This is a genomic window from Leucobacter aridicollis, assembly GCF_013409595.1.
GTDB classification, from domain to species: domain Bacteria; phylum Actinomycetota; class Actinomycetes; order Actinomycetales; family Microbacteriaceae; genus Leucobacter; species Leucobacter aridicollis.
The window spans coordinates 404,693-419,002 of the sequence record NZ_JACCBD010000001.1 but is presented as its reverse complement, the minus strand read 5'-3'; the positions used below and the strand labels follow the sequence as shown (position 1 = coordinate 419,002).

The following is a 14,310-nucleotide window of genomic DNA, read 5'->3' as shown; positions in this document are numbered from 1 at the left end:
TCGGCCCCCTGGTGCTTCCCAGGGGGCCGATCCGAGAGTGAAACGCTAGGCGCGCTCCTCGTCGTCTTCGAGTTCTTCCTCGTCGAGGCCGTCCTCGTCTTCCTCGTCAAAGTCGTCGTCGAGTTCGGTGTCGTCGTCCTCGTCATCGAAATCGTCGGTCTCGGCGACGTCCTCGTGGGTACGCGGCTTCTCGTACGGATCTGCCTCCCCCGCGTAGTTCGCGCCAACGGCGAGTTCGCGCGCTGCATCGTCTCGCCGCTTCGCTTCCGCGAGCAGCTCGTTGAGGTGCTCCGCGGAAGACGGCAGTTCATCGTGGATGAACTCGAGCGTTGGCGTCAGCCTCGTCCCGAGCTGCTTGCCGACCTCGCTGCGCAGCATGCCAGTGGCGGCCTTAAGCGCGGCCGCGGTGTCCGTCTGGGTCGCGTCATCGCCGTAGACGGTGTAGAACACGCTGGCGCTCTGCAGATCGCCCGTCACTCGCACATCCGTGATCGTGACGAACCCGAGCCGCGGGTCGCGAAGCCCCTTGTCGAGCCGGCGAGCGATGATCTGGTGGATCCGCTCGGCGACCTTCCCTGCACGTGGATTACTCATGTTCTAAGCCTACCCGCGTTGACGCCATCTCGGCTGCATCGGGCGACCAGTCAGACCGTTGGCAACCCGGCGACCTCGGGACCCCCGAAGTGCTGGACGACGCCCTCGTGGAGTTGCACGATGCGGAGCGGGCCGTCCGTGTCAACAAGCACGGCCGAGTTGCGAACCACCTCCGGGATCACGGGAGCGCCGGCCGCGTCAACCGCGTCGATGCGCAGCCACCACGTCGCGGAGATCACGTCGCCGATGCGGCGCGCGGTGAACAGCCCCGCAGTGAGCCCGGTCTCGGTGTGTGCCGCCGGAGCGTCGTCGGACGGGTTTCCCCGCGCCGCGCGGACCGCATTGAGCTCATCCATTCCGCTGATGAGCGCGGGGCTCGCGGAGTCAAACATCGTCAGGTCAGGATCAAGCAGCGCGTCGATCGCGTCGCGGTCGCCCCCGATGTATCCGCCGTACATCGTCTCGACGAGCGCGCGGACACGGGTGGCAAGTTCAGATTCGTTCATGCTTCGAGCATAGGGCTCGCCGAGACCCCTCAGAGACGCGAGAGGCCGGGGAAGCTTTCGCTCCCCCGGCCTCTCCAATTCAGCGACGTGTTAGCCGCGCGGCTTCTCGACCATTTCGGTGGTCTCGATCTCGTCGCCGGGCTGGATGTCGTTGAACTTGCCGAGGCCGATACCAGCCTCGAAGTCCGTCTTCACCTCGGTGACGTCGTCCTTGAAGCGACGCAGCGACTCGATGGCGAGGCCATCGGCGATGACGACACCCTCGCGGATGACGCGTGCCTTCGCGTTTCGCGTGATCGTTCCCGACCGCACGATGACGCCGGCGATGTTGCCGAACTTCGAGGAGCGGAAGACCTCGCGGATCTCCGCGACGCCCGACTGGACCTCTTCGTACTCTGGCTTGAGCATGCCCGTGAGCGATGCCTCAATGTCATCAAGCGCGTTGTAGATGACGTTGTAGAAGCGGATGTCGATGCCCTCGCGCGCAGCGCGCTCGCGAGCCTTGACGTCGGGGCGCACGTTGAAGCCGATGACGATCGCGTTGTCGATCGTGGCAAGATCCACGTCCGACTCGGTGATCGCGCCGACGCCGCGGTGCAGGATGCGGAGCTGGACCGAATCGTCCACCTCGATCTTCATCAGCGATTCCTCGAGCGCCTCGACGGCACCCGACACGTCACCCTTGATGATGAGGTTGAGCGACTCAACCTTGCCATCCTCAAGCGCCTTCGTGAACTCTTCAAGGCTGATGCGCTTGCGTGCCTTCGCGAGCATCGCGTTGCGCTCCGCTGCCTCACGCTTCTCAGCGATCTGGCGTGCGGTGCGGTCCTCGGAGGTGACGAGGAAGGTGTCACCAGCGCGCGGCACCGACGACAGGCCCTGCACCGACACCGGACGCGACGGGAGCGCCTCGAGGACGGGCTCGCCGTTCTCGTCGTGCATCGCGCGAACGCGGCCGTAGGCAGTGCCAGCAACGATCGCGTCGCCGACGCGGAGCGTACCGGACTGGATCAGCACGGTCGCAACCGCACCGCGGCCCTTGTCGAGCTTCGCCTCGATCGCGACGCCGCGGGCTTCCTTGTTCGGGTTCGCACGGAGGTCGAGGCCCGCGTCCGCAGTGAGGAGCACTGCCTCGAGCAGGTCGTCGATACCCATGTTGTTCTTCGCCGAGACGTTGACGAACATGACGTCGCCGCCCCATTCCTCAGACACGAGACCGAACTCGGTGAGCTGCTGACGAACCTTGTCGGGGTTCGCGCCTTCCTTATCGATCTTGTTCACCGCGACAACGATCGGCACGTTCGCCGACTGCGCGTGGTTCAGCGCCTCAATGGTCTGCGGCATGATGCCGTCATCGGCCGCAACCACGAGGATTGCGATATCGGTGACCTGCGCACCACGGGCACGCATGGCGGTGAACGCCTCGTGACCCGGCGTATCGATAAAGGTCAGCGCACGATCGACGCCCTCGTGCTCGGTGTGCACCTGGTACGCACCGATGTGCTGCGTGATGCCACCGGCCTCGCCAGCGCCAACGTCTGCCTTGCGGACAGCGTCGAGCAGGCTGGTCTTACCGTGGTCGACGTGACCCATGACGGTGACGACCGGCGGACGCGCCTCAAGCACGTCATCGCCCTCTTCTTCAAGCTCAGCCTCGATGTCGATGTCGAAGGCCTCGAGGAGCTCGCGATCCTCGTCCTCTGGCGAGACGATCTGGATCTTGTAGCCCAGCTCCTCGCCGAGGATCTCGAACGTTGCCTGGTCGAGTGACTCGGTCGCCGTCGCCATCTCGCCGAGGTGGAACAGGACAGTCACGAGGTTCGACGCGCTCGTATCGATCTTGTCCGCAAAGTCGGACAGCGATGCGCCGCGGCGCAGGCGGATCGGCGTCGAGCCGTTTCCGCGGGGTACGCTGACGCCGCCAAGCGACGGCGCCTCGCGCATCTCGAATTCTGCCCGCTTCGCCCGCTTCGACTTGCGTGCCTTGCTCTTGGAGCCGCCGCGACCAAACGCACCAGCCGTGCCAGCGCCGCGGCCACCACGGCCGCGACCTGCGAATCCACCTGCGGGGCGCGGTGCGCCGAAGCCGCCACCGGGGCCGCCTGCACCGCCGGGCCCGCCACCGGGGCGGTTGAAGCCGCCACCACCGGGACGCGGAGCGCCACCGGGACGGGGAGCGCCACCCGGGCGGGGACCGCCAGGACGGCCGCCGGGCGCACCAGCGCCACCCGGGCGCGGAGCGGCGGGACGCGGGATGTTGCCGGGGTTCGGACGGTTACGTCCCATGCCCTGGTTCGCGGCGAACGGGTTGTTTCCCGGACGCGGCGGGCGGGGAATCCCCATGCCCTGGCTTGAGGCGAACGGGTTGTTTCCGGGGCGCGGGCCATCGGCCTTCGGCGCGCCGGGCTTTGCGGCGCCGCCGGGCTTGGGAGCTCCGGGCTTTGCGCCGCCCTCGGGCTTCGCAGCCTCGGCGGGCGCTGCGGGAGCGGCCGGGGCTGGAGTCGCCTTGGGGGCAGCGGGCGCTGCAGGAGCCGCAGGGGTCTCCGCGACCGGTGCAGCCGGTGCGGGCGCGCCGGGCTTCGGGCCGGGGCGGCCGGGCTTCGGCGCGGCACCGGGCTTCTTCGGGGCTGCAGCCTTCGCAGGGGCAGCCTCGGAGGCACCCTCGTCGCTCTTCACGAGCTCGGGGTGGTCCTTGACGAACGCCTCGAGCTTGCGCACGGTCGGCGGCATGATCGTCGAGGACGGGGTCTTGACGAACTCGTTGAGTTCATCGTTCAGAATTTCGACTGCCTTCTTGCTCTCGATACCGAGCTTCTTGGCAATCTCGCTTACGCGTGGGTTAGCCACTTTTCTCCTGTCTGGGTTCACGCCAGACAGGCGAGAACCAAAATTAACGGACGGGTCTCATCGTGAGCCGCTCATTACTTGTCCATCAGCGTTTTCAGCCTGTTCTCTAGTGATTGACCATCGAGTTTCCTCGACGCTCTAAGTGCCCGCGTGAAGGTCCCACGCTGCACTGCAAGATTCATGCACTCTGCGGTCTCGTGCACCCAGGCACCTCGTCCTGGCAGCACCGCACGCTCATCAACAATCAGATGACCGTCACGCTCTACCACTCGAAGGAGTTCCGCGCGCGTTGCCCGTGTCTTACAGGCAACGCAAGTCCGAATCGGATCCATCTTACCAGCTTCCCGCTGCGCGCATCCCCAGGCAGGCGGCTTTTCAGCCTCCCTGCCCGGGACACGCAAGGTTTTCTTGGCGCGGGGCCTAGTCGTTCATGATCGAGTCGGGCTGAATATCGATCTTCGCGCCCGTCAGCTTCGCGGCGAGGCGGGCGTTTTGCCCCTCCTTGCCGATCGCCAGCGACAGCTGGAAGTCGGGCACAAGCGCGCGAACCTGCTTGAGCGACTCATTGATCATGAAGACGTCGGTGACCTTCGCCGGGGAGAGGGCGTTCGCGACGAACTTGGGCAGCTCGGGCGAGTAGTCGACGATGTCGATCTTCTCTTCGCCGAGCTCGCTCATGACGGCCCGAACACGGCTGCCCATCTCGCCAATGCACGTGCCCTTCGCGTTGATCCCTGCCTGCTTGGCACGGACGGCAACCTTGCTGCGGTGGCCGGCCTCACGCGCGAGCGAGACGATCTCAACGAGGCCCTCGCCGAGCTCGGGAACTTCCCGTTCGAACAGCTTCCGCACGAGGCCCGGGTGGGTGCGCGAGACGACGATCTGTGGCCCCTTGAGCCCCTTCGAGACGCTCGTCACGTAGACGCGCACGCGGGTGCCGTGCGCGTAGTCCTCGCCAGGAACCTGCTCTTCGGGCGGCAGAATCGCCTCGACCTCGCCAAGGTCGATGTGCACCATGCGGGGGTTCGGGCCCTGCTGAATGACGCCGGAGACGACCTGGCCCTCCTTGTCCTTGAACTGGCCAAGCACGGCATCGTCGGAGAGGTCGCGGAGACGCTGGTTAATGACCTGCTTCGCCGCGCTCGAGGCGACGCGGCCGAACTCGTCCGTCGTCACGTACGCTTCGCCAATGACGTTGCCGTCGTCGTCGTGCTCGGGCACGAGCACAGAAATCTCACCGTTCTTACGGTCCAGCGATACGCGTACGTCCTCAGTCGCGGGAACGGGCAGCGCCTGGTTCTCGGCGTGACGCACGTATGCGGTCTGGATCGCCTGCTCGATGATCTCAGCGAGCTCCTCGAAAGGAATCTCCCTCTCACGTTCGAGCCCTCGCAGCATGGCAAGATCGATCTTCACGGTGTCCTCCTGGATATTGAGATGTCTATTCAGATGTCCCGGCGGTTTCCCGCTCGGGTAGTGAATAAGGATAACCCACGAGGCCCGGGAACACCTCCCGGTACGCTTGCAGCATGACGAGCGCCCAGGATCACCAGCCGTTGACAGGCGAGCCACACGAAGTCTCGCGGATCGGCGTGGTGCTTGTCGCGGCGGGGCGCGGAGAGCGCCTCGGCGCCGGCAAGCCGAAAGCCTTCGTCGAGCTTGGCGGTCGCACGCTCGTTGAGCACTGCCTCCGCACGGTGACCTCGCTCCCGAGCGGCGGGCACCTCGTGATCGTGGTGCCCGAGCACCTCGCCGGGGAGACGCTCCGGCTCGTCGCCGCAGCGGAGCCGACGGGTGCGAACTGGGAGGTCTCGGTGACCCCGGGAGGGCGCGAGCGGCACGAGTCGGTGAAGTTCGGCGTCGACGCGCTTCCGGAGTACGCCGACGTGGTACTTGTGCACGACGCCGCGCGGCCGCTCACGCCTGCCGCGCTGTTCGCCCGGGTCACAGCGGAGGTCCGGCGGACGACGGACGCCGTGATCCCCGCGCTGCCGGTGGTCGACACGCTGAAGCGAGTGGGGGCGGACTCGATCGTTCACGAGACGGTGGATCGCGCGCCGCTCGTCGCGGTGCAGACGCCGCAGGGCTTTCCGCGAGAACTCTTGGCCGCGGCACACGACAGGCTCGGCACCGGAGCGCACGACGCTGCTGACCATCCGACCGATGATGCGGAGGTCGTGCAGCGCGCGGGCGGGACGGTCCGCACGGTTCCTGGCGAGTCCCTCGCCCACAAGCTCACGACTCCCGGCGACCTCGCCCTACTCGAGGCGCTGCTCGCGGCCCAGAACGGAGACGCACGATGACAAACCTCCCAGATATTCGCGTGGGATCGGGCTTCGATGTCCACGCCTACGACGACGACGCGCCGCTCTATCTCGCCGGCCTGCTCTGGCCGGGCGAGCCGGGTCTCTCCGGCCACAGTGACGGCGACGCCGTCTGCCACGCAATCGTTGACGCGTTGCTGGGCGCCGCGGGGCTCGGCGATATTGGCGGTCTGGTTGGCGTCGACGAACCAGACACGGAGGGCGCCGCGAGCACCGGGTTCGTGCGGCTCGCGCTCGCGAAACTCGCCGCCGAGGGCTTTCGCCCCGTGAACGTCTCGGTGCAGGTCATCGGCAACCGGCCGAAGTTCTCGCCTCGCCGCGATGAGGCGCAGCGCGTCATGTCCGAGCTCGTTGGCGCGCCGGTCTCGCTCAGCGCAACAACCACTGATCGTCTCGGGTTCACCGGTCGGGGCGAAGGGATCGCGGCGATCGCGACGGCCCTCATCGCGAGATAGCGCGCTCGGGCGCACACGCCCGTCAGAGGTGCGCGACGTGAATCGGTGTCACGCGCCCGCGCTCGATTGCGAAGCCGCGACCGGGCGGTGAGTCAGCCTGAGACGACCTGCCGAGATCCTCTCGGAACGGCGTCTGCGTGTCCCGGTCATCGGGCTGCAGCGCGAGCCCCCACGTTGGCTGTTTGAGCGCGGTCAGGAGTTCCCAGGACGCGCCCGCCCGACCGAGCTCACACTCGATGAGCACGAGGGATCCTGACCGGCGAGCTGCACGCGCGAGCGCGGCGAGGCTGGCGATCGCCGGGCCGCCGGCGTCGTTCGCCCGCTCCACCGCGACAATGAGATGGCCAGGGGGTGCGGTTGATTCCGCAGCGGCCGGATCTGGCGCGGCGGCCACCGCTGCGGCAGTCAGCCGGGCAGCGAGCTCGGCGGCGAGCGCGCCAACCTGTTCCTCTCCCCGTGCGACCCGATCCCAGGCCACCGCGGTGGCGCACTGGCTCGCCCCGCCCGATCCCGCGAGACTGAGCAGCACAGTGGTGGCGGGGCGATCCACGGACGTCGCCCAGCGACTCACCGCCGCCGTGCAGGTGGTGAGCGCCGACGACAGCCCGGACCCTGGCGGGCCCGCGATCACGCCAAGCCCGGCGACAGGGAGCCCAACCTGGCGGAACGTGCGCGTGTCGATGCCGTAGGTTGGTCTCCCCGCACTTTCGGCGCCAAGGCTCGCGAGGGCCACGCGGTCCGGAGCGGTCTGCACGCGAGTGGGGGCGCGTCCCTGCAGCGGCCCCTCAGCGGCCCGCAGTCGAGCTGCCAGCGCGCCGATCGCGCGCGACTGGCTCTCGCGGGTCTCCCCGACGCTGGCCAGCTGGATTTCGTTCGTGGTGCCCGACGCGACGCAGCGCCCTGCCGTCGCGGCGTCGAGGATGTCCGCCGGGACACCGGACTGACCGTAGTCGGCAGCCGTGGCAAGGCGAAATACAAGCCGCAACTGGACGCTCGCGGCACGGGCGCCCGAGAGCGCGGCCGGCCGGTCCGCAGTGAGGATCACGTGTACCCCGCTCGCCCTCCCCTGCTGCATGATCTCCGTGAGTTGAGTGGCCACCGCGCTCCGCCGAGGTCCCTCGAGACTCTCAGCCAACTGCGCGAAGCCGTCGATGAGCAGCAATACTCTCGGCTCCGTCGGGGCCCCAGGGACTCCGCTCTCCCGATACGCCGCGAGGCTCTCCGCGTGCGCGGCACCAAAGCGGGCCGCGCGCTCGCGCATGACTCCCCAGACGTGCTCGATGACGCGCCGCGTCAGTTCCCCGTTCGCGATGGACGCGACAGCGCCGACCGTCGGCAACGCGGCGAGGGTGGACAGGCCGCCGTCGGTCGCCTCGATCCCGTACACGTGCACCGGGTCTGACACGGTCTCCGAGCTCGCCGCCATCGCGACCGTGACGAGCGCAGTGGTTTTGCCAGTACCGCTCGCGCCAAACAGCGCGACGTTGCCGGAGCCGGCGAGATCGAGGGTCGCAAGGCTCTGGGTCTGGCTGGCCGGGATATCAACAAGGCCGACGGCGAGGCCGCTCCCCTGCCATCCGGCGGCGGCCGCCTTGCTCGTGAGACCGTCGAGCCGAATTCGAACTGGCAGCTCGGGCAGCCAGGGTTTTCGTGGTGGTGCGATCCCCGCGTCCTTCGCCGCTGCTGCCAGCCCCTCGATAATGCGGGGTGCGTCACCTTCCGCGACGGCGCGGGCTCCCGCCGCTGGCGTCGCATGCTGCGCACGCGAGCACTCGTCCGATTCGCCGTGCCGTCGCGGCACGAGCGCGAAGCCGAGGGTCCGCAGGTCGACCCCGCCTGCCGCCGACCTGACGGCTGCGGCACTGCCGAGGTGCCCGGCCTGAAAGTGTTCGACAGCCCCCTGCCCGACGCGCAGCACCCCGCGGCCTGGCGAACTGGTATCGAAGTGCGCGGCGTCAGGCACGCCGACGACGTCGGTGGAGTCGGCGGTGTCGGCCGTCCTGAGGGCGATCCGCAGATTCGTGTTTGCCCGGATGCTGTCGGTGACAACGCCCGCGGGCCGCTGCGTTGCCAGCACAAGGTGGAGGCCGAGGGACCGGCCCCGCTGGGCGATATCGAGGACGCCATCCACGAACCCGGGAGACTCGCGCGCGAGCGCAGCGAACTCGTCGATGACGATGACGAGCGCCGGAGGCGCCGCGGGGTCTGAGCGTTGTTCCATCGTCTGAAGATCCTTCGCACCGCACGCGGCCAAGATTTCCTCGCGGCGCCTGAGCTCTGCCCGGAGCGAGGTGAGAGCCCGCCGCACGAGGCGGGGCGAGAGGTCGGTGACCAGCCCCACCGCGTGCGGCAGCCGCGCGCATTCGGCGAATGCGGAGCCGCCTTTGTAGTCGATGAGAAGAAACGTCAGCCGCTCCGGGCTGACGTTTGCGGCAAGGCTCAGGATCCAGCTCTGCAGGAACTCCGACTTTCCGGCCCCCGTTGTCCCGCTGACGAGTGCGTGCGGCCCGTCGGCGCGCAGATCAATGACTGCCGGCCCCGACTCCGCCTGCCCTACCACGGCAGAGAGCGGGATCGGGGTGCCCGCTGCCCCGCTCTCCCCGCCCGATCTGAGGCTGCCGCTACGCCCCCACTGTGCAAGGAACGGCCGCGCCCCGCCCAACAGGTCAACCGCGTGAATCTCGCGGAGCGCTACCGATGCTGGCAGATCGCTCTCGTCATTCCCAAGTGCGCCAGCGTCCTCGACCGGTGCGAGCGCACGCGCGGTCTGGTGGGCCATCTCCTCGCTCGCGCTCTCCAGGCTCGCGAGCGCGACTCGCCGTGCCTCGGGGACGAAGCTCACCTCCGCGCCGGCGGCGTCCGCCTCGACAATCACCTGACATCCTGAGGGGACTCCCGCAAGCTCTGTCGACAGCCAGATCACGTGCATGCCGGCATCGGCTCCGCGTTCGATAAGGGCGATGAGCCGAGCCCGGTGGGTGGGGTCGATTCCGCTGTCGTCAACGAGCACCACGGCAGCTGACACGGTCGCAAGCCCGCCCGCGGCGCGCTTGCCGGGCGGTGCCCCCGGCTTCGTTGCAGGACCATTCCGAGCCGCCTCGCGATCTTTGAGGGCGGTTTCGAGGTCACCGAGCAGTCTGTTCACGGCGTCCGCGTCGCTCGCGAGAGTCCCCCCGCGCCCGCTTCCGCGGGGAGTGGGTCCGACAGCCGCGTCGACGTGAGGGAGCCATTTCAGCCACTCCCACGCTGCGGCACGACCTCCGTCGGCGACGATCGCTGCGACGGCCAGGTGCGCTGGCGAGTGCAGCCCCGCGAGTTGCAGCAGAAGCGCTCGCGCGTGGCCCGCCGTGGTCTCGCCGTCGCCAACGATCGCGAGACTGCCGCAGTCGGTGAGTTGTGCCGTGACGGGCACGGGATCGACAGAGGCAAAGTCGCGTTCGGCCCGTTCCAGGAGCTCCCACTGGGTGGCGGCAGCCTCCCCTCGCTGGGGGAGCACCACTCGCGCTCTGCTCGGCAGCTTTCCAGTGCCAACCCGTAGGGCGAGAAATGACCGGTCGCGTGGCCCGCGTGACCACAGCATGGGGGTTCGGCGGGCGATCCCGTCGCGCACCGTGTCCAGGCTCGGGGCCTCCGCGAGGCGTTCAGCCTCTTCCCTCTCCTGCGAGGCGCGAACCCGAGCAAGTTCCCGGTCTAGCTGGTCGGCGAATCTGCGCGTGTTCTTCCGTCCGGCTTTCCCCGCGCTGAGCATGCCGTCGAGCCACGACCCCAACATCATGAGTGGCGAGAACGCGATCATCATGAGGCTCAAGGGGGATCGGGTGACTGCGAACATCGCCGCGCCCAGTAGCGCGGGCGCGAGCATCGCGAGCACGGGAAGTCGTGGCCCTTCTTTCGGCCTCGGCGGGACAGGGAGCTCGAAGAGCGCTTCGCGAGGCGGCGGGTCCATCGCCGGCGACCGCGTATGGATGTGCCGATGGCTCGGCTTCGACCCTCCGACCGCAACGCCGTTGCCGAGCGGAGCGACTCGAACCGTGACCTGGCCAAGCTGCAATTTGGTCGGGCCCTCGATTGATACGGCTTCGGCCAGCTCACCGCCGACCTCAACACCGTTCGCAGACGCGAGGTCTCGGAGCAGCATCGTGCTGCCCGCCTCAATCACCGCATGCCGCCGCGACACACTCCGATCTCGCAAGACGACACGGCTGTGCCGAGAACGACCGACCGAGTTCCCGCCGGCAACGAGGCCAACCCGCATGCCCGCCTGTGGTCCGCTCAGTACCTCGACAATGCCAACGAGCGGGTGCACCCGAGTGGCGCTACTTTCGAATTCTCTGGTCACCCTGATGCGCCAGCCCGATTGCAGCCCCGATTCGCCGACCGCGGCCGCAGGGTCAAGGAGGTACTCCTCGGCGTGCTCCCGCCCACCCGAGAGTGTGAGGTCTCCAAGTCGGCGCAGTCGGGCCGTCGTCTGGTCACTCGACGGGTATCTGCCTGTGAGCGTCAGCGACCGCGCGACTTCTCGCACCGTCGTTGTCGTATCGCACGAGACCTCGACGTCTTCGTCGCGCCCGCCTGGCACGGTCAGGGTCACTTTCAGTCTCACGGGCGCTCCCCCATCATGATGTGCTCCAGAAAGGCGTCGCGCTCGCTCAGATCCTCAAGCCTCGGCGACATCGTGGGGTCGAGTGAGCAGTCGCTGGCCAACGTCAGAGTCAACGTACTATTCGTTGCCTCGCAGGTGAGCAACGCCCCATCCTCGCGAGCAGCACGGAAGTACGCTCTGTGACTCGCCGCAGGCTCGAACACATCAGTCACTGTCCATCCGTCTTGCTCCCAGCCAGATCGGACGCGTGCCGCCGCGGACGCCGCGTTCGGCACGTCCCGAACCATGAGATCACTAACGATCCGACCGCCGTCGCCACACGCTCGCGGCAACATGGAACCAAGCGTCTCGAAACGTGCTCGCGGCCCACCGCCCCAAAGGACTTCTCCGTCGTCGAAAAGGTAGAGCCAGTCACTCTCAACGCCGCTCGCAGCGATCGCTCGGTCAGTCTCCTCTTCCAACCACAACAGGTGTTCGACCAGAGTTCCGCCTCCGTAGTCGTCGGGTTCCGAAATGATTGGCCGCTCACTACGAGCGCACCCGACGACGCCAACTGCGACCGCGCTCAGCACAGCAAGAAGTCTGAGGAACACCGAATCCCACTGTGCGCGCCGCGACTGGCTCATTGAGGGTTCCTCGCAGTTTCGGCGCCCACAGCACAGACTTCGGACGCGACAGGACGGTCGGACGCGACCGCTTCGCGAAGCTGGCGTGTTGGTGGGCTCGCCGACTGCGTCGTGAGTTGTGCGGTCATGGCGAGCGCCTGAGTGGTCCGGTCCCCGTACCCCCGCCCCGTCGATGCGGACGCTCCCAGAAATGCTGTGTCCGAGCCGGAGCCGATAATCGAATGCCCATCCGTGCCCACATATCCGGCGGCCGGGTCGCCGCTGGACTTAAACGACGTGACTCCTTCGAGCACGCTCGACCGCCGCTGCACCCCCAGGAGCCCAACGGTTCCGGCTTCGGGGAGCGCTCTCCGGGACAGCCCGGCGCCCGTTGGCGCGAGCTTGTCTGCGGGCGCCGTGGTGGCGTAGACCGCTGGTTGCCCGCCCCGCGACCTGACGCGTAGGCGATCAATCGTCGGCACCACTGCGACATCGATTCCGGCCGAACCAAGCATCACAAACGTATCCACCGGGGTCTCGACCTTCGTGAGCGCAATCGACGCAAGCGTGGTCCCGTATGAGTGCGCGACGACGCTCGTCGCCCGAGGAACGGTCTCCGGAAGCGCAGCGATTCCGTCGAGCTCAGCCCGCAACCGGCCGGCACCGGCCTCCGCTGCCGTCGAACTCAGCACGTCGAGTCGAGGAGGAAGCCCAGGGGTGTCATACCCGAGCCAGGCGACAACTGCTGGGCCGCCCACTAGGCCCCGTCGTAACCGGGCCCGCTGCGCGTCGTAGAGTTCCAAGGCAGCGACATCCCAGGTCGCGAGGCCCTCATGCGCGTCGTTGCCCATGCCTGCGACCTGCACGGTGACGTGGGTCGCACTGTCGATGTCGCCATAGCTCATTGCGACCATCGGGGCGGACTCGGTGAGCGAGAAGGAATACAGGTGTACGGGCGGCTGCGGTCTCGCCTGGTTGCCGGTTCTGTCGAGAATGCGCTGCACCTCGGCCACGAGCTTGAGCTGGTCGACACTCAGGAGGCCAGGGTTGGTCCGATAGAACTCGATCATGAGTCTGTTTGCGCTGTCCCGCACCGCGCCAGCCAGTCCCGGCAAGTTGCCGATGACGAGCGGGACGGAGGCGATGAGGTCGGCCCGCTGCTCAGGCGCCAGTTCCTGCCACCAGGCGGCGACAGCTTTCGCGTCCGGCGGAGAATGCCACACGCTCGAGCCGTCTGTCGTTGGGAAAAGCCCTGCGAGGAGTTCGTGCTCCATGCCGGGAGCAACGGCAGGAGCGCGCACGCTCGCGAATTCGCCAGTCAACCCGACCGCGATCACCCGGGCCCGTTCGCCTAAGCCGGCAGGGCTCACCGCGATAAGGTGCCCGATCGAGGTGTCGCCGAGGGCGGCCGCGAGCGCTCGTTCGGCCGCTCTACGTTCGGCCCCAAGCTCTCGCCATCGGTCCGCGGCCGCCCGCACGTCGTGCACGTCTCCTTGCCAGCACAGCACGGTGTTGCGCCAGAGCGCCTCGTAATGCTGCTGGAGCAACGCGAGCGCGGCCTCCCTGTCCACCGGTTCCGCTCGCGCAACGGATTCGCGCAGCCGAGGCTGGGGCAGGGTTGGGCTGGGCGGCCGGTCCCAGGAGAAGTCGGGCGGGGCCAGGATCGCGTCACAGATTCGCTCGATCTCAGTCACGGCACCCGATATGCTGTCCAGCCACGCGACCACTCCTTGACGCACCCGCCGAGCCTCATCGTCAAGCTCCGAAATGCGGCCCGCGTAGCGTTCAAACGCTCGCGCCGCGCTCGCTGCAGCATCCGAGACAATTGCGGCTCCGGGAATCAGCGACCCCTGCAGCCGACGCGCAATCGCGCCAACGGAGCGCCCGGTGCACTGTTCCAGCGCTGCCTGGGCCTGAACACAGGCAATGCCAAACCTGTCGGCGCTCCTCCTGACATTCGCGATCTCGCCGGCGATGCTCCGGGCTTCCGATGCCGCGCCAACGCTGACGCGCTCATTCAGTACGTCAGCGACCGTCGGCACGTGGGTCGTCATCGGCTGTCACCGGCCAGGGTTGGCCCGCCTGCGAGGGCGGCTGCAAGCAGCACGTCGAGGTCGGCGCCGCTCTCGCGAAGCCCCGCAATCGTCACCAGGGCCGAGCGTGCGGCGTCGCTGAGGGCCGCCTGGGCGATCGCGAGCCCCTGCGCAAACCGATCGATCTCCGCTGAGACGCCGGTCAGGGTTGGCATCGCCCGGTGCCGGAGAGGTGTGCTCTCCCGCATATCAATTACTGCCCCCGCCAGGCGCTCCGTTGCTTCGTCAAGCGCGGCGCCCGTGAAGCGCAACGAGTCTGCCACCGGTCCACTCCCGCACGGTC

Annotated in this window: 11 protein-coding genes; 2 read left to right on the top strand and 9 right to left on the bottom strand. The window is 67.9% G+C overall.

From position 1 onward, the window contains the following. Positions 1-45: 45 nt before the first annotated feature. The 5 genes from rbfA to nusA all read right to left on the bottom strand — a co-directional run bounded on the left by rbfA (position 46) and on the right by nusA (position 5,363). Positions 46-594 (bottom strand): 30S ribosome-binding factor RbfA, encoded by a 549-nt coding sequence (gene rbfA, locus BJ960_RS01840; RefSeq protein ID WP_121073789.1) that lies wholly within the window; start codon positions 592-594, stop codon positions 46-48. 50 nt (positions 595-644) lie between these two features. Continuing rightward, on the bottom strand, positions 645-1,100 hold the full coding sequence (locus BJ960_RS01835; RefSeq protein ID WP_185986020.1) for a nuclear transport factor 2 family protein: 456 nt from the start codon (positions 1,098-1,100) through the stop codon (positions 645-647). A 90-nt stretch (positions 1,101-1,190) separates the two neighbouring features. Continuing rightward, positions 1,191-3,947: a translation initiation factor IF-2 gene (infB, locus tag BJ960_RS01830; protein ID WP_121073794.1), complete on the bottom strand. Its 2,757-nt coding sequence runs from the start codon at positions 3,945-3,947 to the stop codon at positions 1,191-1,193. A 74-nt stretch (positions 3,948-4,021) separates the two neighbouring features. Further along, positions 4,022-4,279 (bottom strand): YlxR family protein, encoded by a 258-nt coding sequence (locus BJ960_RS17330; protein ID WP_121073797.1) that lies wholly within the window; start codon positions 4,277-4,279, stop codon positions 4,022-4,024. Between the two features lie 88 nt (positions 4,280-4,367). After that, positions 4,368-5,363 carry a transcription termination factor NusA gene (gene nusA / locus BJ960_RS01820; protein ID WP_121073800.1) on the bottom strand — a complete coding sequence of 332 codons (996 nt, stop codon included), beginning with the start codon at positions 5,361-5,363 and terminating at the stop codon, positions 4,368-4,370. 113 nt (positions 5,364-5,476) lie between these two features. Between nusA and ispD the strand changes: the two genes are divergently transcribed. Both ispD and ispF read left to right on the top strand, forming a co-directional pair. Next, the gene (gene ispD, locus BJ960_RS16555) at positions 5,477-6,250 is read left to right on the top strand and encodes a 2-C-methyl-D-erythritol 4-phosphate cytidylyltransferase (RefSeq protein ID WP_237463734.1); all 774 of its coding nucleotides are present in this window, start codon (positions 5,477-5,479) and stop codon (positions 6,248-6,250) included. Then, complete coding sequence (gene ispF / locus BJ960_RS16550) at positions 6,247-6,726, top strand: 2-C-methyl-D-erythritol 2,4-cyclodiphosphate synthase (protein WP_237463733.1); 480 nt, start codon at positions 6,247-6,249, stop codon at positions 6,724-6,726. Before ispD ends, ispF begins: the two co-directional genes overlap by 4 nt. Positions 6,727-6,748: 22 nt before the next feature. Here the strand turns inward: ispF and BJ960_RS01810 are convergent, their stop codons facing one another. Genes BJ960_RS01810 through BJ960_RS01795 form a run of 4 tightly spaced genes read right to left on the bottom strand, consistent with a single transcriptional unit; the run spans position 6,749 to position 14,290 of the window. Beyond that, a complete protein-coding gene (locus tag BJ960_RS01810; RefSeq protein ID WP_185986019.1) occupies positions 6,749-11,329 on the bottom strand; it encodes a type VII secretion EssC family protein in 4,581 nt (1,526 codons plus the stop codon). Beyond that, on the bottom strand, positions 11,326-11,955 hold the full coding sequence (locus tag BJ960_RS01805; RefSeq protein WP_185986018.1) for a hypothetical protein: 630 nt from the start codon (positions 11,953-11,955) through the stop codon (positions 11,326-11,328). Before BJ960_RS01805 ends, BJ960_RS01810 begins: the two co-directional genes overlap by 4 nt. After that, a complete protein-coding gene (locus BJ960_RS01800) occupies positions 11,952-13,988 on the bottom strand; it encodes an alpha/beta hydrolase (RefSeq protein WP_185986017.1) in 2,037 nt (678 codons plus the stop codon). Before BJ960_RS01800 ends, BJ960_RS01805 begins: the two co-directional genes overlap by 4 nt. Continuing rightward, entirely contained in the window at positions 13,985-14,290 is a 306-nt protein-coding gene (locus BJ960_RS01795) for a hypothetical protein (RefSeq protein ID WP_185986016.1), read from the bottom strand. Before BJ960_RS01795 ends, BJ960_RS01800 begins: the two co-directional genes overlap by 4 nt. Positions 14,291-14,310: the final 20 nt, after the last annotated feature.